The 23,661-nt window shown below is 55.5% G+C and carries 26 protein-coding genes, 2 tRNA genes and 2 rRNA genes; 5 read left to right on the forward strand and 25 right to left on the reverse strand.

Translation table 11 applies throughout. From position 1 onward, the window contains the following. Positions 1-17: 17 nt before the first annotated feature. A tRNA-Asp gene (locus OC597_RS14840) sits at positions 18-94 on the reverse strand. 146 nt (positions 95-240) lie between these two features. Further along, on the reverse strand, positions 241-981 hold the full coding sequence (gene dnaQ / locus OC597_RS14845; protein ID WP_410071716.1) for a DNA polymerase III subunit epsilon: 741 nt from the start codon (positions 979-981) through the stop codon (positions 241-243). Positions 982-1,053: 72 nt separating this feature from the next. Here dnaQ and rnhA point away from each other — a divergent pair, with 72 nt between their 5' ends. Beyond that, positions 1,054-1,521: a ribonuclease HI gene (gene rnhA, locus OC597_RS14850; protein ID WP_409977045.1), complete on the forward strand. Its 468-nt coding sequence runs from the start codon at positions 1,054-1,056 to the stop codon at positions 1,519-1,521. On the opposite strand, the gene OC597_RS14855 is transcribed toward rnhA, so the two are convergent. Next, the gene (locus OC597_RS14855) at positions 1,518-2,237 is read right to left on the reverse strand and encodes a class I SAM-dependent methyltransferase (protein WP_261251492.1); all 720 of its coding nucleotides are present in this window, start codon (positions 2,235-2,237) and stop codon (positions 1,518-1,520) included. The genes rnhA and OC597_RS14855 overlap by 4 nt on opposite strands. 44 nt (positions 2,238-2,281) lie before the next feature. On the opposite strand from OC597_RS14855, the gene gloB reads away from it, so the two are divergent. Both gloB and mltD read left to right on the forward strand, forming a co-directional pair. Then, entirely contained in the window at positions 2,282-3,037 is a 756-nt protein-coding gene (gene gloB, locus OC597_RS14860; RefSeq protein WP_261251490.1) for a hydroxyacylglutathione hydrolase, read from the forward strand. A gap of 71 nt (positions 3,038-3,108) precedes the next feature. Then, complete coding sequence (gene mltD / locus OC597_RS14865) at positions 3,109-4,497, forward strand: murein transglycosylase D (RefSeq protein ID WP_261253762.1); 1,389 nt, start codon at positions 3,109-3,111, stop codon at positions 4,495-4,497. Positions 4,498-4,573: 76 nt separating this feature from the next. Here mltD and OC597_RS14870 read toward each other — a convergent pair whose 3' ends face one another. Beyond that, positions 4,574-5,368 carry an endonuclease/exonuclease/phosphatase family protein gene (locus OC597_RS14870; RefSeq protein WP_099064967.1) on the reverse strand — a complete coding sequence of 265 codons (795 nt, stop codon included), beginning with the start codon at positions 5,366-5,368 and terminating at the stop codon, positions 4,574-4,576. A 242-nt stretch (positions 5,369-5,610) separates the two neighbouring features. After that, complete coding sequence (locus OC597_RS14875; RefSeq protein ID WP_261425589.1) at positions 5,611-6,786, reverse strand: MFS transporter; 1,176 nt, start codon at positions 6,784-6,786, stop codon at positions 5,611-5,613. Positions 6,787-6,892: 106 nt separating this feature from the next. On the opposite strand from OC597_RS14875, the gene yafC reads away from it, so the two are divergent. Then, on the forward strand, positions 6,893-7,780 hold the full coding sequence (gene yafC / locus OC597_RS14880; protein WP_262209298.1) for a DNA-binding transcriptional regulator YafC: 888 nt from the start codon (positions 6,893-6,895) through the stop codon (positions 7,778-7,780). Between the two features lie 44 nt (positions 7,781-7,824). On the opposite strand, the gene dkgB is transcribed toward yafC, so the two are convergent. The 17 genes from dkgB to OC597_RS14965 form a co-directional block, all read right to left on the reverse strand. Continuing rightward, entirely contained in the window at positions 7,825-8,628 is an 804-nt protein-coding gene (gene dkgB, locus OC597_RS14885) for a 2,5-didehydrogluconate reductase DkgB (RefSeq protein ID WP_262209300.1), read from the reverse strand. Between the two features lie 141 nt (positions 8,629-8,769). Beyond that, the gene (locus tag OC597_RS14890; RefSeq protein ID WP_262209302.1) at positions 8,770-9,999 is read right to left on the reverse strand and encodes a beta-ketoacyl-ACP synthase; all 1,230 of its coding nucleotides are present in this window, start codon (positions 9,997-9,999) and stop codon (positions 8,770-8,772) included. Then, positions 9,996-10,727, reverse strand: coding sequence for a 3-ketoacyl-ACP reductase FabG2 (locus OC597_RS14895; RefSeq protein WP_261283674.1), 732 nt, complete (start codon positions 10,725-10,727; stop codon positions 9,996-9,998). The genes OC597_RS14890 and OC597_RS14895 overlap by 4 nt, the downstream gene beginning before the upstream one ends. Next, positions 10,724-11,197: a hotdog family protein gene (locus OC597_RS14900; protein WP_261251479.1), complete on the reverse strand. Its 474-nt coding sequence runs from the start codon at positions 11,195-11,197 to the stop codon at positions 10,724-10,726. The genes OC597_RS14895 and OC597_RS14900 overlap by 4 nt, the downstream gene beginning before the upstream one ends. Further along, on the reverse strand, positions 11,197-12,363 hold the full coding sequence (locus OC597_RS14905) for a beta-ketoacyl-[acyl-carrier-protein] synthase family protein (RefSeq protein WP_262209303.1): 1,167 nt from the start codon (positions 12,361-12,363) through the stop codon (positions 11,197-11,199). Before OC597_RS14905 ends, OC597_RS14900 begins: the two co-directional genes overlap by 1 nt. Next, positions 12,363-12,935, reverse strand: coding sequence for a DUF3261 domain-containing protein (locus OC597_RS14910; protein WP_219015449.1), 573 nt, complete (start codon positions 12,933-12,935; stop codon positions 12,363-12,365). The genes OC597_RS14905 and OC597_RS14910 overlap by 1 nt, the downstream gene beginning before the upstream one ends. Next, the gene (locus tag OC597_RS14915) at positions 12,935-15,241 is read right to left on the reverse strand and encodes an MMPL family transporter (RefSeq protein ID WP_262209305.1); all 2,307 of its coding nucleotides are present in this window, start codon (positions 15,239-15,241) and stop codon (positions 12,935-12,937) included. Before OC597_RS14915 ends, OC597_RS14910 begins: the two co-directional genes overlap by 1 nt. Further along, positions 15,231-15,836: a LolA family protein gene (locus tag OC597_RS14920; RefSeq protein WP_262209307.1), complete on the reverse strand. Its 606-nt coding sequence runs from the start codon at positions 15,834-15,836 to the stop codon at positions 15,231-15,233. The genes OC597_RS14915 and OC597_RS14920 overlap by 11 nt, the downstream gene beginning before the upstream one ends. After that, complete coding sequence (locus tag OC597_RS14925; protein ID WP_099064977.1) at positions 15,833-16,261, reverse strand: acyl-CoA thioesterase; 429 nt, start codon at positions 16,259-16,261, stop codon at positions 15,833-15,835. Before OC597_RS14925 ends, OC597_RS14920 begins: the two co-directional genes overlap by 4 nt. Beyond that, on the reverse strand, positions 16,258-17,976 hold the full coding sequence (locus OC597_RS14930; RefSeq protein ID WP_262209309.1) for a glycosyltransferase family 2 protein: 1,719 nt from the start codon (positions 17,974-17,976) through the stop codon (positions 16,258-16,260). Before OC597_RS14930 ends, OC597_RS14925 begins: the two co-directional genes overlap by 4 nt. Continuing rightward, on the reverse strand, positions 17,967-18,311 hold the full coding sequence (locus OC597_RS14935) for a 3-hydroxyacyl-ACP dehydratase FabZ family protein (protein WP_261251465.1): 345 nt from the start codon (positions 18,309-18,311) through the stop codon (positions 17,967-17,969). Before OC597_RS14935 ends, OC597_RS14930 begins: the two co-directional genes overlap by 10 nt. Continuing rightward, positions 18,308-19,681 (reverse strand): AMP-binding protein, encoded by a 1,374-nt coding sequence (locus OC597_RS14940; protein ID WP_262209312.1) that lies wholly within the window; start codon positions 19,679-19,681, stop codon positions 18,308-18,310. Before OC597_RS14940 ends, OC597_RS14935 begins: the two co-directional genes overlap by 4 nt. Next, complete coding sequence (locus OC597_RS14945; RefSeq protein ID WP_262209327.1) at positions 19,648-20,205, reverse strand: COG4648 family protein; 558 nt, start codon at positions 20,203-20,205, stop codon at positions 19,648-19,650. Before OC597_RS14945 ends, OC597_RS14940 begins: the two co-directional genes overlap by 34 nt. Positions 20,206-20,247: 42 nt before the next feature. Further along, positions 20,248-20,499, reverse strand: a complete 252-nt coding sequence (locus tag OC597_RS14950) for an acyl carrier protein (protein ID WP_012005336.1) — start codon at positions 20,497-20,499, stop codon at positions 20,248-20,250. 9 nt (positions 20,500-20,508) lie between these two features. Next, entirely contained in the window at positions 20,509-20,769 is a 261-nt protein-coding gene (locus OC597_RS14955; RefSeq protein WP_262209314.1) for a phosphopantetheine-binding protein, read from the reverse strand. A gap of 4 nt (positions 20,770-20,773) precedes the next feature. Continuing rightward, positions 20,774-21,592: a lysophospholipid acyltransferase family protein gene (locus tag OC597_RS14960; RefSeq protein WP_262209315.1), complete on the reverse strand. Its 819-nt coding sequence runs from the start codon at positions 21,590-21,592 to the stop codon at positions 20,774-20,776. Next, positions 21,592-22,308: a beta-ketoacyl synthase chain length factor gene (locus OC597_RS14965; RefSeq protein WP_262209316.1), complete on the reverse strand. Its 717-nt coding sequence runs from the start codon at positions 22,306-22,308 to the stop codon at positions 21,592-21,594. The genes OC597_RS14960 and OC597_RS14965 overlap by 1 nt, the downstream gene beginning before the upstream one ends. Before the next feature lie 284 nt (positions 22,309-22,592). Between OC597_RS14965 and OC597_RS14970 the strand changes: the two genes are divergently transcribed. Further along, the gene (locus OC597_RS14970) at positions 22,593-22,982 is read left to right on the forward strand and encodes a hypothetical protein (protein WP_053324295.1); all 390 of its coding nucleotides are present in this window, start codon (positions 22,593-22,595) and stop codon (positions 22,980-22,982) included. Positions 22,983-23,171: 189 nt separating this feature from the next. Here OC597_RS14970 and OC597_RS14975 read toward each other — a convergent pair. From OC597_RS14975 to OC597_RS14985, 3 genes are all read right to left on the reverse strand, one after another. Next, a tRNA-Asp gene (locus OC597_RS14975) sits at positions 23,172-23,248 on the reverse strand. 94 nt (positions 23,249-23,342) lie between these two features. Next, positions 23,343-23,458: ribosomal RNA gene (rrf, locus tag OC597_RS14980) — 5S ribosomal RNA — on the reverse strand. A gap of 101 nt (positions 23,459-23,559) precedes the next feature. Continuing rightward, positions 23,560-23,661, reverse strand: a 23S ribosomal RNA gene (locus tag OC597_RS14985); the annotation flags it as partial.

A 23,661-nucleotide genomic window follows, 5' to 3' on the forward strand; every position in this document is an offset into this window, starting at 1 on the left:
TCAGGGCTTCTGAATGTTGGCGGAACGGACGGGGCTCGAACCCGCGACCCCCTGCGTGACAGGCAGGTATTCTAACCAACTGAACTACCGCTCCGCGCCGTTCTTCTCTTTCGAGAGGAACGAGGCGCATATTACGGTTGAGCCACTATGGCGTCAATGCCTTTCTCTTACTAAATGAACCGTTTGCACAGTTTTTCAGCTAACAGGGGCGAAAGATTATCTGCCCAGATTAAAACACCGTTATTCCACTTCTGTACGCCACAGGCAGCTGCCGCCCTTTTTCGCCACCAAATCCAGACGCGCCTCATGGGCCACCACTTCTTCATCGCTGGCGTAGACCACTTTCATCGTCGTCGCCGGGCGCACAATGCGCTGGATGTCCTGCGTTGAATTACTATTCTGAGTATCGCCTTCCATCTGGAAGGCCATCGACGTCTGACCGCCGGTCATCGCCAGATAAACTTCCGCCAGGATCTCGGCATCGAGCAACGCGCCGTGCAGCGTACGCTTGCTGTTGTCTATCTCGTAGCGGCCGCACAGGGCATCGAGGTTGTTGCGTTTGCCCGGGAACAGGCGGCGCGCCATTAACAGGCTGTCGGTGATGGTGCAGAAGGTATCGGTCTTCGGAATGCCCTGCTGCAGCATGCGGAATTCGTGATCCATAAAGCCGATGTCGAACGACGCGTTATGGATGACTAACTCACCGCCGCGGATAAAGTCGATAAACTCATCGGCAATCTGGGCAAAGGTCGGTTTATCTGCCAGGAACTCATCGCTGATGCCGTGAACCCCATAGGCCTCAGGATCCACCAGCCGATCCGGCTTGATGTAGACGTGGTAGTGACGGCCGGTCGGGCGGCGGTTAATCACTTCCAGCGCACCAATTTCAATAATGCGGTGGCCTTCGTAATGTACCCCGAGTTTGTTCATACCGGTGGTTTCGGTATCGAGGACAATCTGTCTGGTGGTTGTAGAGATCATATTGCAGTGCTCGCAGCGCGTGTTTATGTCAGACTTGGCTTTTATAAAACTGATAGGAAGAGTCTACCAGAGATGCTCAAACAGGTAGAAATTTTCACCGACGGCTCCTGCCTTGGCAACCCGGGCCCCGGTGGTTATGGCGCAATACTGCGTTATAAGCAGACTGAAAAAACCTTCAGCGCGGGCTTCCGCCTGACCACCAACAACCGCATGGAGATGATGGCGGCGATTGTCGCGCTGGAAGCTCTGACCACCCCTTGCGAAGTGGTGCTGAGCACCGACAGCCAGTATGTGCGCCAAGGCATTACCACTTGGATCCACAACTGGAAAAAGCGCGGCTGGAAAACGGCCGACAAAAAACCGGTCAAGAATGTCGATTTATGGCAGCGATTGGATTTGGCCATTCAGCGCCACACCGTCAAATGGGAATGGGTCAAGGGCCATGCCGGCCATCCGGAAAACGAACGCTGCGACGTGCTGGCGCGCGATGCGGCCGGTAATCCAACCCAGGATGACGTCGGTTATAAACCGGAAAGTTAAGGCAGTTTGCGATAACTCTTGGTCGCGCCGACGGCGCGGCTGAGCGCAGGCTTCCTGGCACCGAACTTCATCGGTGTTGGCGTCAGCGGCAAGGTGCGTTTACGCGCCACAATCACGCTCATGCACCCCAGCGCCGGTAAGTGAGTGCATAAAAACTTCCCGCCTTTACGCTGCCACGGCAACACGTGAAAACGCGACTGGTGCAGTACCTCATAATTCAGCAGGCTCAGCCAGTCCAACAGGCGCATCTGGGTGAACATCCGACTGATATAAGGCTGACGTTGGCGTAACCCGGGAACCAGCTTGCCCAACCCCAGTAAACTGAACGGATTGAAGGTGCTGATTACCAGCCAGCCGTCGTCGATCAGCACGCGATCAACCTCACGCAGCATGCGGTGCGGATCGTCAGCATAAGACAGCGTATGCGCCAACAGGCAGGCATCCACCGACTTGGCGGCAAAGGGAAGCTGGTAAGCATCAGCGACCACCTGCAGGTTATCGCCTTCCAGACCCACATTCACCTGATGAGAAATGGCGCATTTGTCGGTTGCCAGGCTGGCGCTGAGATTGCCGAGCTTTAGCAGGTGGAAACCAAACAGCTTCGACCACCAGGGTTGCAACTGCCGCTCGAGCGCCTCACGATAGTATTCCCCCCACGGCAACTCCGCCCAGGACTGTGGGCCGGTGAGCTTTTGTAGAGTATGGGCTGGTTTCATGATTTATTATCTTCTTTCAAGCCGTTGCCAACGAGAGGTCCAACATGAATCTTATCAGTATTCCCGCCTTCCAGGACAATTACATTTGGTTATTGGATGACCAGCAGGGGCATTGCACGATCGTCGATCCCGGCGAGGCACAGCCGGTGTTGGCAGCGCTGGACCGCCTGAATCTGACACCTGACGCGATCCTGCTGACCCACCATCATCACGATCACGTTGGCGGTGTAGCGCAAATTGCAGCGCGCTATCCCGGGCTAAAAATCTATGGCCCGCAGGAAACCGCCGACAAAGGTGCTAACCACATTGTTCATGACGGCGAAACCATCGAAATCAACGGTCGAAAATTCGCCACCATCGCGGTTCCCGGACATACATTGGGCCATGTAGCATTCTATAGCGCACCTTATCTGTTCTGCGGAGACACTATTTTCTCTGCTGGCTGCGGCAGGCTTTTCGAAGGAACCGCCGAGCAAATGTACGACGCATTTCAACAGCTCGCGCAACTTCCCGATAACACCTTAATTTGTTGCGCGCATGAATATACGCTTTCAAATCTTAAGTTTGCGCGGGCTATTTTGCCGGAAGATCGACAGATTGAAACATATCAGCAACAAGTCGAGGCGTTACGGGCAAAAGGCCAACCCAGCGTCCCTACCCTGCTACAATTAGAGCGTAAAATTAACCTATTCTTACGCTGCCATGACACTGATTTACAAAAGAAATTAGGCTTCAACACGCCACCAAAGCACCTTCATTCAGTTTTTTCCGAATTACGCCTGCGAAAAGACAACTTCTGAGCTTTTAGTTGTGTTGTTTGGCGAAGCAACGTATGATTGCTCGTCTTTTAAGCAACTATATTGACACACACATGAAGGCTAAAGCGATATTTCTCGCCTCAGTCTTGCTAGTGGGGTGCCAGTCGTCCAGGCAGGACGCACCGGCCCCAGAACAGCATGCACAGAGTTTGTCTTCGGCAGGTCAAGAAGGTGAAGCAGGAGAGTACACAGCGAATGGTCGAGCGAGCTCGGCGCGGTGGCTAGATAACAATAGTGGTGCCGCGCAACAGAACCTGTGGAACTTCATTAGCGACGAGCTGAAGATGGAGGTTCCGGAAAATTCCCGGATCCGTGATCAAAAAAGAAAGTACCTAAAAAGTAAGAGCTATCTCCACGATGTAACATTACGGGCAGAGCCGTACATGTACTGGATAGTCGGGCAGATTAAGAAACGCAATATGCCGATGGAACTGGTACTGCTACCCATAGTGGAGAGCGCTTTTGACCCCCACGCCACGTCAAGTGCCAACGCCGCAGGGCTATGGCAAATCGTGCCGCAAACGGGTCGGAATTATGGTTTGAAAAACAACCAGTGGTATGACGGGCGACGCGATGTCGTGGCCTCGACGACTGCTGCGCTTGATATGATGCAGTATTTGAACCGCATGTTTAACGGCGACTGGTTACTGACCATTGCTGCTTATAACAGTGGTGAAGGCCGTGTCATGCAGGCGGTTAAGGCGAATAAACGCCAGGGTAAGCCAACCAATTTCTGGGCATTGTCGCTTCCACGTGAAACGTCAATTTATGTCCCGAAAATGCTGGCGCTGAGCGACATCATTAAGAACAGCAAAAAGTACGGTATCAATCTGCCTAAGACTGATAACACCCGTGCACTGGCGCGTATTGATGTTGGGCAGCAAATACAGTTAACTCAGGCGGCTGAGATGGCTGGGCTTTCGCTGACCAAGATGAAAGCTTACAACCCAGGCTACAAAAAAGGCGTTACGGCACCCAACGGGCCCCATTACATTATGGTTCCCAAAGGTCATGCCGATCAGCTGAAAGACTCGTTGGCCGATGGCCAGATCGCAGTGACTCAGCCAACCACCCAGTTGGCGAAGAACAGCGGTTTGTCCGGTGGCAGCTCGTATAAAGTGCGCTCCGGCGACACGGTATCGGGCATTGCCAAGCGGTTGAATATCAAGTCCAGCGATTTGCAGAGTTGGAACAATTTACGTGCCAGGAGCACGCTAAAAGTTGGGCAAACCCTGCAAGTGGCCAGCAACACCGGCAGTAACAGCAGTATCACCTATCAGGTTCGTAAAGGTGATTCGCTTGCCAGTATTGCACGTCGTCACGGCGTCGATATTAACGACGTGATGCGTTGGAACTCAACGCTTGCCAAGGCCAGCAGCAGCCTGCAACCGGGTCTGAAATTGACCTTGTTTGTCAGCGATAAAACGTCGCCGGATACCTAAATTTTCGGCACAAAAAAAGCACCCTTCGGGGTGCTTTTTTATTGTCTGTGACCCGTCCTGAATACGGGGGGGAACCTTACCAATGCGGTTTGTCGGCCTCTGGATGAAACTCCACCAGCAGTGGATTATGATCCGACGCGCTGGTCACCAGGACCGAAGCCTCTGCCACCCCCATATTGCGATAAAACACAAAATCCAGCGGGCGACCAAAAGCCTTGCGGCGGTGATCATCGGTGAAGTTCACCTCACGCAGCGCCATATCGCTGGCGAACTGATAGAGCGCATTAATTCGTTTACGGCTCCAGGCATTAAAATCCCCGGCCATGATCACCGGCCCGTGGTGATGGGCAATCTGCTCACCAATCGGCCCCAGTTGCTTGCTGTAAACGTCCACGCCCAGGCTGAAATTCACCGCATGAATATTCACTACCATCAATAACTGACCGTTAAACAACGGGTAGACGGTGATCAACGCCGACTTGGCCAATCGCAGTAAGGGCTCACGTTCACGTAGCGGACAGCAATAGACCGGATGTGCCGCCGCCAGCGTCATTACCCCGGAAGGATGCTGCGGTAACACAAATGCCGGCACCTGATCGGCTGCCAGATAGTTGGACGTAGCAAAGCTCACCAGTTCAGGTGTGGTTTGCGCTTCCTGCAACAGCACCAGTTGCGCATCCTTGCCATAGCTTTTCAGCACCGAAAGCCAGTCGGCTCGCTGCTGTTTAAAGATATTCCACACCATGACCCGTAACGCGCCGGACGTGGGCAATGCAGCCCCGGGCGGCAGCGCTTGGTCGATGGCGCCAGGGAAAATTCGCTCAACTGGCTGACCTGCAACATACCTCATTGCATAAGTTCGTTTCGGCACGCTATTCGCCTATTTCCCATTAGGATGAAACTGGCGGTGACATTCCCGCCAACAATGAATTGATTATACGCCTGCCCTCGGCTGACGGCATGGCTTTTAGGGGTTATACCCTTTCAGTTATAGGGGCGTGATGCAGGGATTTCAATCTTCTGACAGTATATGTGTGTAAAGGTTGGCGGTGGCGTGTCATAAATGCGAAAAGGCCCGCAAAATGCGGGCCAGAGAAGAGAAAGCTATAAGATTCAGGCCAATTGCTGCCGGTACTTCTTATCCAGCCTGCCGCTGACACCCACCAGTAACAGCGCCACCAGCACAATCAACGCACCAATCCACGGCGTTTGCGCCAGACCCAAGGTCGCCACGGTTTGGCCACCAATCACGGAGCCAAGGGCAATACCCACATTAAAGGCCGCAATGTTCAGGCCGGAAGCCACATCCACTGCGTTTGGCTGGTACTGCTCGGCTTTTTGTACCACATACACCTGCAGACCCGGAACGTTACCAAAGGCAAATACCCCCATGACGATCACCGTCAGCAACGCGGCAATGCTGTGGCTGGCAGTGAACTGGAACACCAGCAACAGAACGGCCAGAGCGGCGAAAATAAAGCTCAATGCACGCACCGCTCCGTGACGATCCGCCAGCTTGCCACCCCAGATATTACCAATCGCCACCGCAATACCGTAGGCCAGCAGGATCCAGCTGACTGCCGGAGCGGAGAAGCCCGCCAGTTCCTGCATCATCGGCGCCAGGAAGGTGAAGGTAGTGAACACGCCACCGTAACCCAGTGCAGTAATAGCGTAAATCAGCAACAGGCGAGGATGCGTCAGCACTTTAAACTGGTCTTTAATGCTGGCACTGGCCTGATTTTTAATGTTGTTTGGCACCAAAATAGCGCTGGCCACGGTGGCGATCACACCAATCAGTGATACTGCCAGGAAGGTTTCACGCCAGCCAAAGTGCTGGCCGATAAAGGTCCCCAAGGGCACCCCAGTCACCAGCGCCACGGTCAGGCCGCCGAACATAATGGCAATCGCCGAGGCGGCCTTCTCTTTCGCCACCAGGCTGGTAGCAATGGTAGAACCGATTGAGAAGAACACCCCATGGGCCAGACCGGTCAGCAGACGCGCTATCACCAGCGACTCATAGCCTGGCGACTGCCAGGCCAACAGGTTACCCAGGGTGAACAGCACCATCAGGCTGATCAACAGCAGCTTGCGCGGCACACGGGCGGTTAACGCCGTCAGCACCGGCGCACCAATGGCCACGCCGATAGCATAAATGGTCACCAGCAGCCCGGCGGACGGCACAGTTACCCCTAACTGCTCTGCAATCGTCGGGATGAGTCCGACAATCACAAATTCCGTCGTACCAATAGCAAAGGCACTGATGGTCAATGCAAGTAATGCGAGAGGCATCTTTTTTACTCCAAATAGCGTTCAGGTTGATGACGGCTATTATCGGCCTATGCTTAAATGATAAAAATGCTCAAAATATCAAATTAATTTTGCCAAAGGAGCAACAGTGAAAGCGAACTCCGATGAACTCATCACCTTCGTCACCGTGGTAGAAAGCGGCAGCTTCAGCCGGGCGGCAGAACAACTTGATCAGGCGAATTCGGTGGTCAGCCGTACGGTCAAGAAGCTGGAAACCAAACTGGGCGTGACGTTGCTTAACCGCACTACGCGCCAGATCAGCCTGACGCAGGAAGGGGAGAACTATTTCCGTCAGGTGCAGAAGGTACTGAGTGATATGGCGGCGGCAGAGAATGCGTTGATGGAAAGCCGTCTGCGTCCGCAGGGGTTGCTACGCGTCGATGCCGCCACACCGGTAGTACTGCATGTATTAACGCCGCTGGTGGCAGAGTTTCGGGCGCTCTACCCGGAGATGACGTTGTCGCTGGTGTCATCGGAGAACTTTATCAATCTGATCGAGCGCAAGGTGGATATTGCCATCCGCGTCGGTGAGTTGACCGACTCCAGCCTGAAGGCACGCAAACTGATGACCAGCTATCGGCGCGTTCTCGCCTCTCCCGCCTATTTGTCGCAGTACGGCACCCCGCAGACGGTAGAAGAATTAGAGCAGCACTGCTGCATTGGTTTTAACGACCTGCCCAGTCTGAACCGCTGGCCGCTGGCCTGTGCCGACGGTCGCCAGCTAGAGATTACCCCGGGCCTGACCACCAACAGTGGTGAAACCCAGCGTCACCTGTGCCTGCACGGCAACGGTATTGCCTGCCTGTCGAATTTTATGATTGATGAAGATATCAAGCGCGGCGATCTGGTCCCCATTTTGGTTGCTGAAACCCTGCCAGTAGCAATGCCAGTCAATGCCGTGTATTACAGCGACAGTGCAGTCAGCAACCGCCTGCGCAGCTTTATCGATTTTATCAGTGAGCGTTTGGCACCATAAAAAAGGCGCCCGTTTGGGCGCCCTGATGCATAGATGCTAGAGAATCAATCCCAGTTCGGTGCCAGGCCTTCCGGGCTGACCAGACGGCCATTGTTTTCCAGACTGGCGATTGCCGCCATTTCCTCGGCGGTCAGCGTCAGTTGCTGCGCCAACAGGTTGCTCGCCAGGTTTTCACGTTTGGTCGATGATGGGATCACCGCGTAACCCAATTGCAGCGCCCAGGCCAGGATAACCTGTGCCGGAGTAGCGTTGCGGCTTGTCGCGATAGCCTTGATGGTCTCATCCTGCAGCGCCTGGCCATAGGCCAGCGTCATGTAGGAGGTGATGGCAATGCCGTGCTGCTGGGCGCACTCCACTACCTTGCGGTTCTGTAAATACGGCGACAGCTCGATCTGGTTAGTGGCGATCTGGTCCGCGCCTACCGCATCAATCGCCTGCTGCATCAGATCCAGAGTGAAGTTGGACACGCCAATCTGACGAGTCAGGCCCAGCTTTTTAGCTTCCGCCAACTCAGCCATAAACTCCGCGACAGAGATTTCGTCATTCGGCGACGGCCAGTGGATCAGGGTCAGATCAACATAGCTGGTTTGCAGTTTGCTCAGGCTCTCTTGCAGGCTTGGGATCAACTTGCCCTTCGCCAGGTTGGCGATCCAAATCTTGGTGGTGATGAACAGCTCTTCACGCGGGATACCGCTGACAGCGATCGCCTGGCCGACTGCCGCTTCGTTTTCATAGATCTGTGCGGTATCAATGACGCGATACCCCAGTGCCAGCGCGGTGCTGACCGAGTCGATGACAACCTGATCCTGAAGACGGAAGGTACCTAAACCAAATGCAGGGATGCTCATAATTTTATTCTCTCATTAGGATGTTGAAGCGATATGGGAGGATTATGGCAACTGTTTTGTTGATCAAAAACGCCCTATTGTGCATAAGACTTTTGATTAAAATACAACAATTGCCGGGGTAAGCACCCCGGCAAGGCAAGATTACGCCCAGCGGCGCAGGATCAGCGAGGTATTGATACCACCAAACGCGAAGTTGTTCGACTGCACAAACTCGGTATCAATCTGGCGATAGCCGCCCATGATGTAATCCAGATCGCCACAAGCGCTGTCCGGCTCGCTGAGGTTGATGGTCGGCGCAAAGCTGCCTTCACGCATCATCTCCAGCGCCATCCAGGCTTCCAGCGCGCCACAGGCACCCAGCGTATGACCAAAGTAGCTTTTCAACGAGGAGATCGGCGTGCTATTGCCAAAAATCGCCGCCGTTGCCTGACTTTCTGCGATATCACCACGATCGGTCGCCGTGCCGTGAGCGCTAATATAACCAATATCACCGATCGCCAGCCCGGAGGCCTTCAGTGCCTGCTGCATGCAGATCTGCATGGTTTCCTGCTGCGGTTGGGTAATATGCGCGGCATCGCAGTTGGTGGCAAAGCCGACAATCTCGCCGTAAATGGTAGCACCGCGCGCCAGCGCATGATCCAGTGACTCCAAAATCAGCGTCCCCGCCCCTTCACCAATTACCAACCCGTCACGTTGACGGTCAAACGGGCGTGGCGAAAGCGCCGGGTGATCGTTCTGCTGGCTGGTGGCGAACAGCGTGTCGAACACCGCCGCCTCCGAAGGACACAGCTCTTCGGCTCCGCCAGCCACCATCACCGTCTGATACCCATGGTGAATGCTCTCGTAGGCGTAGCCAATGGCCTGACTGCCTGAGGTGCAGGCGCTGGAGGTCGGGATCACCCGGCCGCGCAGGCCAAAGAACAGGCCGGTATTCACCGCCGCGGTGTGGGGCATCATCTGCACATAGGTGGTACCGGTAATATTGCCGGTGTGCTTCTCGGTTAGCATGGTGGCGAACTCGCTGACCGGCTTGGTGCTGCCGGTCGATGAGCCGTAAGCGATACCGGTCTCACCGTTGGTCAGTACCGCCTCACCCAGCAGCCCAGCCTGCTCAAGTGCCAGTTCGGTTGCCCGCGTGGCCAACAGTGAAACCCGGCCCATCGAACGAATACGCTTGCGGGTATAGTGCTCCGGCAATACAAAATCCTCGACCGGTGCGCCAAGGTGGGTATTCAGCCCCTGATATTCTTCCCATTGCGTCATGTAACGCACTGCATTCTGGCCCTGCTTCAACCGGCTGGAGACATCCGCCCAGTTATTGCCGAACGCCGTCACACCGGCCATGCCGGTAACTACCACTCGTTGTGTCATACCATTCCTCCATTAATGGAAATGACCTGCCGCGTCACATAGCCGGCAATATCCGACATCAGATAGCTGGCCAGCCCGGCCACCTCTTCCGCCGAGCCCATGCGTTTAAGCGGGATAACACGCATCGCTTCATCCAGCGCCGCCGGCTCCATGTCAATCATGCCGGTATCAATCAGGCCAGGCGCGATGCAGTTAACGGTGATTTTGCGTTTCGCCAGCTCGATTGCCAGCGCCTTGCAGGCACCGATCACCCCGGCCTTCGCCGCACTGTAGTTGACCTGCCCACGGTTACCCATCACGCCGGAAACCGACGACAGCGCGATAATCCGCCCGCCCTTGCGCAAGCCAATCATCGGCATCACGCAGGGGTGCAGTACGTTGTAGAAGCTGTCGAGATTGGTATGGATCACGCCATCCCAGTCGTCCTCACTCAGCGCAGGGAAAGCGCCATCGCGGGTAATGCCCGCATTGTTCACCACGCCATAATAGGCGCCGTAAGTTTCAATATCCTGCTCCAGCACCTCACGGCACTGGCTGCGGTTGCTGATATCAAACTGAATCAACCGCCCTTGCCCACCGGCGTTGGTAATTTGCTGCAGTGTCTGTTCTGCCCCGGTCTTATCGCTGTGGTAGTGAACTACCATCAAAAAGCCATCGGCAGCCAGGCGGCAAGCAATGGCCTGACCGATCCCTTTACTGGCGCCGGTGACTAAAACGGAACGCATCATGCGTCTCCCCTTAAGGTCGTCAATTGAATGATTTCTTGTTGATCAGGCTGGTAAGTATTCAGCCTGCCCTGTGCGATGCGCACATTATCGATACTGATTTCACACTCAAAACTGGCTAACTTTTCGTCTTTTAACAGTTGCTGCACGCTAACCAACAGTTTGCTGCCGGCAGGAAAAACCGGTAACTCGCAGTGAATCGCCCGCCCGCCCAGCAACATGCCCAACTGCGGCGGCTGAGCGCTCTGGCGGCCATGCCAGCCACTCCAGACGCCAATCGCCTGCGCCATCAGCTCAATGCCATACCAGCCCGGCAGCGCGCCTTGCGCGTCAAGAAACGGCGCCAGCACGCCGTCGGCGCTGACCGTAACGGCACAGCGGGCATGCTCTTCACCTACCTCAAGCACCTGTTCCAGCAGCACCATTGGTGATGCATGAGGCAAATAGTATTCGGCAGCGTGATAGTGATTCATCAGGCTTCTCCCAACAGCAGACAAGCATTGTTACCGCCGAAGGCAAACGAATTGGACAGAATCGCACGTTGACGCAGCGGTTGTTGCTGGCAAACCAGGCCTATTGGTGCCAATTCGGCATCACGCGGCACGCGACTGAAATCTTGCTGCGGCAGTGGCAACGGCTGGGTCAGCAATAGCCAGCTCAACGCCGCTTCGACCGCACCGGCAGCGCCCAACGTGTGGCCGGTAAGATGCTTGGTAGAACTGCACGGCGTCTGGCTACCAAACAGGCGATTGACCACCTGCGCTTCAACTTGGTCGTTAAGCCGTGTGGCGGTGCCGTGCAGGTTAATATAACCAATTTGCCCGGCGTTCAGACCGGCTTGCCGCAGCGCCATGCGGATGGCCCGTTCGGCTCCTTCACCGGCGGGATGCGGTGCCGACATATGCCAGGCATCGGAAGATTCACCGACGCCCAACAGTGCGACCGGTGCAGGTTCCCGCGTTAACAACATCAACGCTGCCGCCTCGCCGATATTAATGCCACTACGCCCAGTGGCGAACGGCGTACAGCGTTCCGCTGACAGTGACTCCAGGCTGTGGAAACCGTTAATCGGCATTTGGCACAGGCTGTCGGCACCGCCAACAATCGCCGCATCCACCAGCCCGGCTTCAATCAGGCGTTTGCCGCTGATAATGGCACGCGCACTGGAGGAACAGGCGGTAGACAGGGTATAAGCCGGGCCACGGGTAGCAAGAAAAGCGCTGAGAAACAGGCCAGGATCGCCCAACTCCTGCTGCTGATAATCATAACCCTGCGGCCACTGCCCCGCCTGATACTGTTGCAGCGCCAACTCACCTTCGTGGATACCGGAGGTACTGGTGCCCATAATCACTGCGACACGATCCGCGCCGTAGCGGGCAATAGCCTCGCACACTGGCGTGTCGATCTGCGCCAATGCTGCCAGCAGCAGGCGGTTGTTGCGAGAGTTATGCTTTTTGAGGGACTCGGGAATGGCAGGCAGTTCGCCCTGTACATTTCCGAACCAGGATGGCGCGCCCCCGAGCAGCCACTGCGTCTGCTGCTGCATGCCGGGCGACACGCCACGCGCCAGATTTTCCGCTATCTGCGGCAAACTGTTACCCAACGCATTCACCATCCCTACGGCGGAGAAATAGATCATTATTCGCTCCCCAGGTTCTGAATGGTGATGCGGTAATGGAAAGCGGATTGGGCGATAGACTGCGGTTCACGCCGCCCGTCCCCCTGCTGGTAACGGATTTCACTGATGATCGTCCCACGATCGTCATACAGACGCCGCACCTGTGGTTGATCTTCCAGCCGCCACCCGGCAGGCAGCAAAGGTTGCCAGTCCGCCAACGGCCAATAGCTCAGCATGATGTCAGCCAACACCTGGCTGGCGGGCGGCAATTCGCCCACTTTAATCAACTGTTCGGTGTGGATCCCCTGACGATCGTAGGTCAGGTTGAACAACCGGATCCCGAGCGGCGACATGCCGACCAATTGCAAGCGCTGGCCGTCGGCATTGAGCAATACCAGCATCGAATGCTGCTGCCCTTTCACTTCGGCTGTCAGCAGTTGTTGCTGACTGAACGGCTGAGCTAGCGTCGGTGCGGGTAATGTCACCCGAGTGCCGGGTTTCAGCCACGCCTGCGGCAGGGTTGGATCCTGCGAACCGGCACAACCGGCCAGCACCGCGACCAGCGTTAACAGCATCATTCGTAAGCCACGCATCAGGCTTTTCCTCTTTTTCTTTTTGTTGCTAACGTCAGCGGCGCTAACAGAAAGGCGACGGCGATGCCGCTGCTCAATACAATGCCAAAACTGCTGATGGCCTGAGTATGGCTCAGCACCAGCATGCCAAAGGTCAATTGGGTGGTGAATACCGCCATAAAGATGGCGAACATCGAGGTGGTCGGCGTCCCCCGGGGATTGGTAAAGAACAGCGTATAATTAATGCCGATCCCCAATACCAGCACCAACGCCAGCAGCGAGAACAGGTTCAGCGTATGGCCGCTCAACGCCAAGACCGCAATACCGCTGCCCAGTGACAACAGCGTCGGCACCATGCAGCGCAGGCCATGACGCAGACCAAAACGCCACAGGTAAATCAGCGCGATCGCCGCCACTGACAGCATCAGCAGATAGGAAAGATACAGCCGGTACTGGCCAAAGAGTTCACTGAATTCGGTTTTCCGGTCGATCCAACCGGTACCCGGCACCTGTTCAGCCAATGCCTGCATCGCCGCGCTGTTCTGTACACCGTTGACCGGTACCAGCGCCGCGCTGCGCCCATCGGGAAGCGTCAGCCACAGCAGTCGCCAACCCTCGCTGACCACGCTGCCCAACCACTGATCCGGTTTCACCCATTCAGCGGTCAAGTCAGGGGATTTCAGGGTCAGGTCCGCCTGCTGTAATTGCGTCATCACCTGTGGTGCCACCCGCTGCAACAGAGCGACGTTCTGCTGCTGGCGCTGGAGTGAAGGCAGAGGTAACAGACGATAATCCGCCAGCACGCCCTGCCGTTTTGCCTGCGCCAGTTTGGGCTGCAGCAGCTCGATGCGCTGCAACAACTGTTCGGCATTTTCGCCGTAGACCACCAGCCATTTCTGATCGTTATGCTGACCCGTCAATGCCGCGATGCGTTGTTCCTGTTGCTGTAACGCCGTGGGTAACGCCTGCAATTGGCCAATGTCGTCGTCGACCTTCAACTGGCTGAAACCGGCCACCACCAGCAACAAGACCGCTGCGGGCAACCCATAGCGCAGTAAGGGACGATGTCGCCAGGCATGCAGCCAGCCCAGGATAAGCGGCAAACCTGGAGCCGGCCGCACCGGCAGCCGACGCGACAATCGGGGATACCAGCAAATCACGGTAAGGCAGGCGGCGCTGAGCCCGGCAGCGGCAAACACCGCCAACTGCTGCAAACCCGGGAACGGCGCAATCAACAGCGCCAGGTAAGCCACCACGGTGGTCAGCAAGGCCATCGACAACGCCGGCAACAGCTTTTGTAAACTGGCCAACGGCGTCGATTGCTCGCCATGCACCATACGTTCGGTCAGGAAATAGAGCGTGTAATCGGCCGAAATGCCGACGATGCTGATGCTCAACACCAGCGTCATCAAATGTATTTCACCAAAGGCCAACAGCGTGGCGACGGTGCCCGCCAAGGCGCCCATCCCCACCGATAACCCGCACAATAGCAGCGGCAGCGGTGAACGGAACATCAACAGCACCAATACAAATACCCCCACCACCGACGCCAGGCCAATAGTGGAAATATCCCGCTCGGCCTGTTGGCTGGCGTAATTGCTGTAATACAGCGTACCGCGGTTCAGCACCTCTGCGCCCGGCCAGCGCTGCTGCAGTTGTTGCTGCAATACCGTAAGTTTGTCCACCGTGCGCCGGGCACTGCTGATGTCATAAGAAGAGGCGCTTAACTCGGCGTGCAGCAGATACCAACTGCGGCCCTGTGCATCACGCGCCACCAGCCAGCCATTGGACAGGCTCAGCAAGCCACCGTTTTGTTGCTGTGCCAGCTGCGAGGCTCGCACCAACATCAGCGGATCGTTAGCCAGCTCCTTGCCACTGACACCGGCGAAAGCAGAATAGAGTTGCCCGAGGATCCACTGGCTTTGCGCATCCGCCCCCTGCAACAACCGTTGCCGGGTGGCATCGTCCAGCAACACATTACGATGCTGGTAGAAAAAACGGCCCCACTGCTGCTGACGTTGCGCATCCATTGGCCCGCCAACCTGCTGCAGTTCCGGCATCTGGCGTAATTGCTGCCACCACCAGTCCACCGCAGCGCTGTCAGCTCCTGGCGGCGGGCTGACCAGCCACATCAGTTGGCGGTCGAGTCGGCGGCTGAAACCCTCGGCCAACTCATCCGGTACGCCCACCAGTTGCTGCTTCGGTAATAACGCCAATACGCTGCTGTTGATCTGGCTGCGCGGCAACAGCCAGCACAAAGCCGCCAGCAGCAGCAGGCAAATCGCCAGCCAGCCAAACGCCAACCGCCGGTGCAATTCAGGACGCAAAACGCTGTTGCTCCTCGGCGGTCAGCGTCTGTGGTGCCGTACGCTGGTTAAAGAAGCGGATATGGGTGGCATCACTTTGCATATCATCGATATCAATGGTTTCCAGGAATTGCGCACCGTTGAGGGTAATTCGCTTGAACAACTTGTCGAGAGGGGTGGTTTTGGGTGTCAGCACCAGTCGCCATTGGTTACTCCCCAAATCACTGAACTGCAAAGCAAAGTTTTGGTCCAGCGCCTGGCTGTCGGCGTGAAACAGCGCGGTCAGCAGGTGGTTGAACTGAAACATTTGCGGATTGTTGTCCGCCGTTACCACCTGCGGCGGCTGGCCTGCCAGGATTTGCACCATGCGCTTATCATCCAGCAGCAGGTTCAACGGGAAAGGTTTCTGTTGCGCCCACCAAAGCCCTTTTTGCTGAGAAATCAGCAGTTCACCGCTGGATTTCAAAGGTTTCATCATGCCGCTGATGCTGCGCTGCTGTTCGAACTCGGCGCGCAACACCGGCTGTTGGCTAAAGCGCTGTTGCAATTCCGGCAACGTGACCGCCTGGACGCTCAGGCTGAAAAAGGCGATAAGAACCCATAACCCGTACTTCATTGCGCCCCCTCAATGTTGTCCAGCAGCACCTGCGGTGAGGCAAAGCACATTTCTTTGCTGTCAGCGTCTACCGCAACCTGAATGGTATGACCGCGGGTGGTGGTTTTGCCGCTCTCCGCATCCAGAATTCGGTAGCCAATACGCAGGCGGTTTTCATATTCTTCCAGCTCGGCGCAAACGATAATGCGCTGTTCAAACAGCACCGGCGCGATGTATTTCACTCGCGTATCCACGATCGGCCAGACATAGCCTGAAGCCTGCATCTGCCGATAACCGTAACTGAACTGTTTGAGCAACGCTTCGCGCGCGATCTCAAAATAACGGAAATAGTTGCCGTGCCACACGACGCCCATGGCATCGGTATCATGGAAAGGAATAGCGATTTCAATACTGACGGAGAATCGCGGATCGTCTTTTAGCTTCATGTCTCAGGCCCCTGTTGCGCTGACGGCTGCGCCGCCAACTGCCAGAAATCGAAAAAATTAAACCAGTCGAGCGGTGCCAGCAGGCAATAGTGCTCCAGCCGTGCGGCATAACTATCCACCGCATCTTGCAACGCCTGCTGGCGCTGCTGACGGGGTAATAACAGCGGATCGGCAAACGGCTCGAAATAAACGTTCAGGCGCCCCTGCTGCTTGAGACCGAACATCAGAAATACCGGGCAACGCAGTGCGGCAGCCAGCACAAAGGGTCCCTGCGGGAAAGGGGCCGGTTGGCCGAGAAAGCGGCTCCATACTACGCGGGGTTGCTCACCTCGCTGATGTTTACCGGCAGAGGTGCGATCGCCGACGATCGCCACCCATTCACCGGCATCCAGCTTGTCCTGCAGCCGCATGGCCGTTTCCGGCCCCAGCGACGTCACTGAGATCAAATTCAGATTGGCGCGCGGGTTCACTTCTTTCATCACCTGGTTGAAGCGCTCGGCGTGCTCGGTAAACACCAGGGCATTCACCTTTACGCCCGAATCCAGCTCACCCAGGGCACGGCAGGACTCGATATCCCCCAGGTGTGAAGCCAGGATCAGCGTACCTTTGCCGGAAGCTATCTGACGTTCACAGCCGGCGCGATCCACCAGCCGAATGTCATTCAGCTCCCCGCGCCAACTCGCCAGCTTGTCGAGCATCGCATCGCCAAAACGCATAAAGTGATGGAAGCTGCTGAGCGGTGCAGGCAACGGCTGCTGCCGACTCTGGGCGAACTGCCGCAGACGCTGTAGGTAATCGCGCGATGCCTCACGCTGGCGACGCCCGGTCAGCCAGAAATAACCGATCACCGGATACAGCAATACTTGAAATGCCCGGTGACCAAACAGCCGGTAGATCTGTAGCATCAGCCGGATGCCCCACAGGCCATGGCGCTCCTGGGTCGTCGACCAATGTTGTGGATTAGCCGACCGTTGGCGTTGCCGCAGCAAACGAGGAATACGCAGCAACATGCCAAAGAACAAACGGGTATGCATCCAGGAGATACGCAGATTATCGCGCAGCGCGTCAAAATGAGAAACGCCGTCGGCCGGATAGGTGACGCGCGTCGGCAAAAAGCGGCTGGGGATCCCCTGCCAATACAGTCGAACCATCACTTCGGTATCGAAATCCATACGCTTGCCGAGCGGATGGCGCTTGGTTAACGCCAGCGTCGGTCCCACCGGATAAACGCGGAAACCGCACATGCTGTCTTTCAACGACAGCGACAGGGTTTCTATCCATACCCAGACATGGGTGACATAGCGACCATACAGGCGAGCTTTTGGCACCGAGCTGTCGTAAATGGGGCGGCCGGAAATCAGGCAATCCGGATGAGCGCGCGCCTCGTCGATCATGGCCGGGATATCACTCAGTTGATGCTGGCCGTCGGCATCCACCTGTACAGCGTGGCTGTAACCCTGCCGTTGTGCCAACTGCAGACCGGCGATCACCGCCGCCCCTTTCCCCTGGTTTTTCTCCAATCGCAGCAACCTGACCCACGGCAGCTCCGCAGCCAGGTGTTGCAGTTCCCCGGCGGTGTCGATATCGCTGCCATCGTCCACGATCAGACATGGCAGGCCATAGCCGGCTAACGAGCTCAGCACCGCGGCCATCATCTGCCCGTGATTGAAACAGGGGATAACGAGACAGGGGGTGAAGGGGGCGCTCACTGACATAATGAGATCTTACCGCTGCTGGCGATCGTTTCACCCACGCGGTAGCTGAATAACAGTTTATGCCGCACCGGCTGCCATTCAAGCTGCAACAGTACGGTTTGCTCCGGCAACAGGGGTTGTTGAAATTTGACCACTTCGATCCCTTTGAACCCGGCCTCGATAGCCAGCAATTGCCGCGCATACTGCATCACCCAGTTCAACTGCGTGACCCCCGGCAGGATCGGATGTTCCGGGAAATGGCCGCGAAACCAAAACAGCCCGGCAGGTAAACGCAGCTGCAGGCTGGCATGGGTAGCGTCGCTCACCTGCTGTTGCAGCACCTCAGGTTGCATCATAAAAACAGCTCCTGTAGTTCGGCATAGGCGCGCTTGCCCTGCGGATTCAGCGGAATGGCATCGATAATACGCCAGCGGCGCGGCAGAGCCACCGGCTCCAGCCAGCCCCGCAGCGCCTGATGCAGTTTGCGGGTTAACTCCCCTTCGGACAGGGTTTGTCGACAGGTTTCGCCATAGGATGACAACACGATCACCGCTACCAATACCGTGCGTCCTGTTTGCTGCTGCGTTAACACCGCAGCATTGGCGATCTCCGGCAGCGAAGTCAGTCGGCGCTCAATTTCGCTTAGCGACAGGCGTTTCTCTTCCAGTTTGATAATACGGTCGGCGCGGCCGTTTAATTGAAATTGTCGGCCATCCGGTGCGAGCTGAATAATATCGCTCAACACCAGTTCGCCGCTATCAGGGATCAGTGGCGACACAACCTTGACGCAGCTGTCTGAATTAACTGTTAGCGTCACGCCATCAAATAGCTGCCACAGTGCGGCCTCTCGAACTTGCTTGCGCCAAGCCAGCGAGCCGGTTTCCGTCGTGCCGTATATTTCCAACGGCAATCCGCCCAACATCTGCTGCGACAGTTGGGCTTCAGCACCAGATAGCGGGCCACCGGCGGAAAATACCTCAACGCATTCGGTCAGCGCCAGGCGGCTATCCAGGCGCTTAAGCCACGCAGGGCTGCTGACAAACACCAGACGCCGGCCCTGGTGTCGGGCAATCAACTGTTCATGATACTGCGTTAATTGCGCATCAAACGGCAGGCCAAAAGCCAGTGGCAGGAACAGGCGAAAACTCAGGCCATACATATGCTGGTGAGACACCGACGCGATAATGCAGCAACCTTGCAAGGGCTCGTGCCAGGCTGCAGCCAGCAGTTCGCTTTCATGGTCCATACAGGCAACGGATTTATTCACCGCCTGCGGCTGGCCGGTAGAGCCGGAAGTGTAAAGAATAAAGCGAGGATCCTGAGGCCAGGCGGGCAGTACGCTATCCGCATTGGCCCCCTCGGATACCGACAAAACCGGCACGCCGGGATCGAGAGGCATATCGGTCAGCAACGCATCGTAATCTGCCCGCTGCTCTTTGAGGATGGCTTCGCGCTGGTGGCCAAAAATCACCGGCACCCTGGCAGCATACAAAGATGCCAACAACGCAACGGCAAAGCGATAGCTATCATCAAAACACAGCGCCCAACGACGCTCTTCCCTGCCCACCAGCTCTGCAGCCAATGCGGCAACGTCACGGCGAAATTGACCGAGATAGAATGCCTGAGCGCCACGCCAGGCAATAAGCAGACCATCATCACGCTCCGCGTTGAGCCATTGGCTCATCGGCAAACTCAGGCGCGCCTGATCCTTTTCCTGACTGTCCATTCAATACCCATTAATGCCCCCATCAGCAAATAGCTGATGCCGCCGTTATACAGCGTCCAGAGTGCAATATCACCGGACAGGCAGGTTGCCAGCGCTATCGCGCAGTTAACAATAAAGAACCCACACCAAACCTGAGTCACCCGGCGAGTGTAAACCACACCAGCGGCATCCAGCTGCGGCTCGGTTATACGCGCCAATCGCTCAACCACCGTGGGTGGCGAAAACAGCGAGTATGCAAACAGCGACAGCAGTAATGCGTTGACCCATACCGGGTAATACAGCAGCCAATGGCTCTGTTTCAGCGCCCAACTGGCCAGCGCCAGCAAGATGCCGACAATAGCCAGGGCTTTGCCTAACCACATTTGCTGACGAAGTTTGCCGCGCAGCACCAGCAGGCGTAAGGTAAACACCGTCACCAGCAGCGGCGCCAGGACGGTGGTTCCCCAGCGAGTCAAGCCAACCCAAACCGCCAGTGGGTAAAGCAGCAGCACCAGCCAGGTCACGACCTGCAACAGCCGCAACATCGGATTCAGCCAGGGGGCAGTGTTCACCTTTATACTGCGGCCTTAACTGTCTGACTTAAGCAGCTCATCGATGGCATCAACCACGTCTTGCACGGTGCGCACCGACTTGAACATTTCCGGTTTGATCTTCTTGCCGGTTGTTTTCTGCAAATGCACGACCAGATCCACCGCATCAATGCTGTCCAGCTCCAGCTCTTCGTACAAACGCGACTCTGGCTTAATGTCATCCGCGTCCAGCTCGAACAGCTTGACCAGCAACGCCTGAATTTGCAGGTAAATTTCTTGCTTATCCATGAAAACCCCTTATTTGCTACGCTGTGCAGAAACAAACTTCGCCAGCGTTTCCACGGAATAAAAGTGTTGGCGCATATCCTGGCTTTCAGCCGACAGCACCACGCCATAACGGTTCTTTAATGCCAGGCCCAATTCCAATGCATCAATGGAATCCAGACCCAGTCCATCACCAAACAGCGGTGCCTCAGCGTCAATCTCCTCCGGTGTCATACCTTCAAGATTGAGCATATCAATGATCAATTGCTTGATTTCGGTGCTCAATAAATTCATTCCACTATTTCTCATTATTTATAGGTTCTGACTGTAAGGCGTCAGTTAAATGCTGGGTTAATCTTCTTGCCGCAAGGGCGGGAGAAACGTCATTTGCATGAATGAATGCGCGGGCGTCGATCTTATCCTGAACGGTGATATGGAACTGCGGCTTTATCGCCGGGATCTTATACCATTTGCCCTGCTTCGTCAGCATGGGGGGCTGGCAATGAATATGCACCACGCGGATGTCACACTGTCCTCGTAGCGCAATATTGGCGGCCCCCCGTTGCAATGTCAGCGCCTTGCCCGGCGTAGTCCGAGTGCCTTCCGGGAAGATCAGGATGGTCCCTCCGCTGGCCAGACGTTGGCGACACTGTTCCAACAGGATATCCGACTGCACATTGGCCAAGTACCCTGCCGCTTTGATCACCCCGCTGACAAACACATTACTCAGCAAGGCCTCTTTGACGATACAGTCACAGCGCGGCATCTGTGAAGCCAACAACACATAATCCAGCAGGCTGGGATGGTTGGCGATCACCAGGCAACCACGATCTTCACTGAAGCGCTCTACGTTGTCGAAATGGTAATCCAACACGCCGAAAAAGCGTGTCGTGGCCAGGAAGAAACGGAAACTGTGACGGATCGAGTTCTGTGTCAACCAACTGCGGCGCTCTGGATCACAAACCACCAGACGCATCAGATTAAACCAGACGCCAGACAGTAACAGGCCACCCAAGCCAAACAGTGAAAAGCAAAAACCCGTCGCCACCACCCGCCAACAGCGATTAAACCAGGAGGATTTTTCGGGAGCACTTTCCGCAGGGATCGTCGTAGCCATCAGCGTTTCCACGACCAGTCGTGCCGTGGGCCCGGTACCGTGAATTCATCATCAGCACTCAGCCATCCCCGCAAAAATGCCAGACCTTGCGGCTCATGGCAGTTAGCCTGTTCGGCGGTTGTTACCTGACAATGCAGAGTGCCACCGCTTTCGAGCAACAGGGCGACAGCATAGGGTACCGAACTTTCCGGCGCGAAAGGTCGATAAACCTCCGGCACAATACCGTCGAAATCGATTAACAACACCCGCTCCGCACTGCCCGTGGCCAATAGCGCCTGGGCCTCAATCATCCCCTGCTGAAAGCTGTCTGCCCCAGCAGCCAATGAAGTGGTCGGCAAAGTATTCTTCGCCGTAATAGTCAACCAGCCCGCCGCCGTGTTGTGTACCGACATGGCAAAATCCGTTGGCGATAAGGGTTGTTCCTGATGCAGATGCCGAAGAATTTTGTGCGTCCGCTCCAGTTCGCCATGACGACTGGTAAAGATCGCCATATCCGCCTGGTAGTCATTCAACAAGATCAGTCCGCTTTCTACCGCCAAACGGGTTCCGATACTCATCCGACGCAGTGACATCATGGGAATATGAGAACAGCCGGGTAATACGCCCTGATATTCAGCGGCAAGAGAGTCATCCGTAGCCCATTGGCGCCATGCATCACGCGTTCCACGATCGGGAGCCATCGCCCACCAACTGAGTATATTCATGTCGCCCGCCATAAGGGTATTACCGGTCAGAAAAATTCCGTGGGTAAATTTATTATATCTAACCTCAGAATGCATTCCCAAAATTCCTATTTTTACACGGAATATTCAATTAAACGATTAGGTTTACTTATCGACATAACCTGATGAGAGTTGAGAAAAAAGGGAATTATCCTAATGAAAATCAGCAATATTTGTCGAAAATGCCCCATCGGGGTATCTTAATGAGGGAGAGTCATGCATTACACCCGGTGCGTGGCTAATACATTTCTTATTCACCATCACTCATGGAAAAGAGTATGAAACCATTAAAACTCATTTTAACTGGCGTATTCGCCGCGGTTCTGGTCAGCGGTTGCGCAGGCACAGCCCCGGTAAGAAACGTCAGCCAACAGGTTGCTGGTAGCCACAGTGACGCACAGGTGCGTCAGGCCATTCTCTCTGCAGGCTTGAACCGTGGTTGGATTATGAACCCGAGCGCTGACGGCGTGATCGATGGCAAAATTTTGCTACGCGGTCACAGTGCCGACATCCGCATCACTTACAATACGAATAGTTATCAGATTAACTATGTTGGCAGCGGTAATATGGATGCAAAAGACGGAAAGATTCACCCAAACTATAATCGTTGGGTGGCTAATCTGGATAAGGACATTCAGTTGGAACTCGCCCGTCAGAATATTAAATAACGACGAGAAAATAGATTACCCGGTGGGGATCCTACTGCCGGGTATTTTATTCTTTATATTGGCATTCAATTCAGATAATTATTTATCAAAACAGATTTTTACCGCATAAACCACGCTAAAATAGGCAATTTTTCTGAATTTTACATATGAAAAAGCCCTGAGTCAGAGACTCAGGGCTTATCAAATAAGTGGCGGAACGGACGGGGCTCGAACCCGCGACCCCCTGCGTGACAGGCAGGTATTCTAACCAACTGAACTACCGCTCCACCGGTTCTTTCACGTTACATCTTTCGATGTGGCAAAATCGCTCTGGGCGATCCTGCTCATTACCGGGTGTCAAACCGATAACGTTTAATTGATGCCTGGCAGTGTCCTACTCTCGCATGGGGAGACCCCACACTACCATCGGCGCTACGGCGTTTCACTTCTGAGTTCGGCATGGGATCAGGTGGGACCACCGTGCTATGGCCGCCAGGCAAATTCTGTTTCATTCCAACCGCTACATCGTAGCCATCAGAACCAATCTCGGAACATTCGCTGAAAATCGACTCTCAAATCAAAACACTTTTGGTGTTGTAAGGTTAAGTCTCACGGATCATTAGTACTGGTTAGCTCAATGCATCGCTGCACTTACACACCCAGCCTATCAACGTCTTAGTCTTAAACGTTCCTTCAGGGG

Source organism: Serratia proteamaculans (assembly GCF_946227095.1).
GTDB classification, from domain to species: domain Bacteria; phylum Pseudomonadota; class Gammaproteobacteria; order Enterobacterales; family Enterobacteriaceae; genus Serratia; species Serratia proteamaculans_E.